Consider the following 1,365-nt stretch of genomic DNA (forward strand, 5'->3'; position numbering starts at 1 on the left):
GCCCGCTTGCGCGCAGGCAACCAGTGCAACGATCCACGTTGCGCATCGTGCAGGGGAAAAGTTTCGGAAAGCCAACGTCAGACTCCGGCGAACGAATCGGAACTCGCGATTATCGTTCAAAACGAAACGGCCGCATCTCGAATTTATCGAGACGCGGCCGGCCTTCGTCCAACACGGAAAATTCGGCGTGCTACAGGCGCGTTTCGCGCGCCGCGCGCAGGAACGCATCGAGCAGCGGCGTGCAGTCGAGCAGTTCGGAGCCGCCTGCGCGATGGAACTCCGGATGCCACTGCACGCCGACGACGAACGGCGAACGCCGATGGCGAATGCCTTCGATGATCCCGTCGCCGGCCGACACGGCCTCGATGTTCAAATCGCGGCCGAGATCGCGGATCGCCTGGTGGTGAATCGAGTTGACGATCGCCTCGCTGCGCCCCGGGAACATGCTCGCGAGCGTCGACGAATCGGGAAAGCGGATCGCGTGACGATGCTGGTCGTAATGCTCGCTCACGTGCGCATTCGCGGTCGGCACGTCGGTGGCGATGTCCTGGTACAGCGAGCCGCCGAACGCGACGTTGATCAGCTGGCAGCCGCGACACACGCCGAGCACGGGTTTGCCGGACTCGACGAATTCGTGCAGCAGCTCGAGCTCGTACATGTCGCGCACGCGATCGCCCGGCCATTCGGGACGCGCGTCCGACGCCGCGTAGGTCTGCGGGGATACGTCGGCGCCGCCTTGCAGCAGCAGGCCATCGAGATGCTTCGCGTAATCGCGCAGGCGGATGTTGCTCGGATGGATCATGCCTTGATGGCCGACGGTCGGAATCATGAACACGAGCACGTCGCGCGACATCACCCAGTGGGCGATCGATTCCTCGAGATACTGCAGCGTCTTGCCGCGCAGCCCCTTCGCGCCCGGCTCCGGATGGAAGATCCGCGCCGACACGCCGATGCGCAACGTGCGCTGGGTGATGCGCTGGCCGGCGCGATCGAACAGCCGCCGCGCTCGCGCCGCGACGATCCGGCCGAACACCGACCACGGTGTGTCGCTCTGCTTCAGGTAGGCCGGCGGCGCATTCTGCGCGCTCGCGGGCGGCGGCCGCGGCGTGTCGAAATCGGGCGGCGCGCCGAAGCCGGGCGGCGGCGCACCCGGCTTCAGCGGCGCGGCCGTCGCAGCGCCATCACCGACGGCGCCTGCCGCACCGGGCGCACCCGGCTCGGATGCGGCCGTGACGGGCGATGCGCCGTCATCGGCGACGTTTTGCGCGGCGGCCTGCGGGGCCGGCGCATCGGGTGTTTTCGCCGGATCGGGACGGGGGGAATCGGAAGAAGCGGAAGAGGTGCCGGGCAGACCGGCCGAAGAAG

General features: G+C 67.8%; 1 protein-coding gene and 1 pseudogene. Both read right to left on the reverse strand.

Features of this window, described 5'->3' with window-relative positions:
• Positions 1-228 (reverse strand): annotated as a pseudogene (locus tag JMF90_RS40745) (DUF2968 domain-containing protein); the annotation flags it as partial.
• On the reverse strand, positions 191-1,365 hold a 1,175-nt coding region (locus JMF90_RS37210; RefSeq protein ID WP_201326355.1), incomplete at its 5' end, for a gamma-glutamyl-gamma-aminobutyrate hydrolase family protein. The pseudogene JMF90_RS40745 and the gene JMF90_RS37210, both read right to left, overlap by 38 nt.

Origin of the sequence: Burkholderia sp. E168m23 (assembly GCF_016586125.1) — a bacterium.
In the GTDB taxonomy this organism is placed as follows: domain Bacteria; phylum Pseudomonadota; class Gammaproteobacteria; order Burkholderiales; family Burkholderiaceae; genus Burkholderia; species Burkholderia orbicola.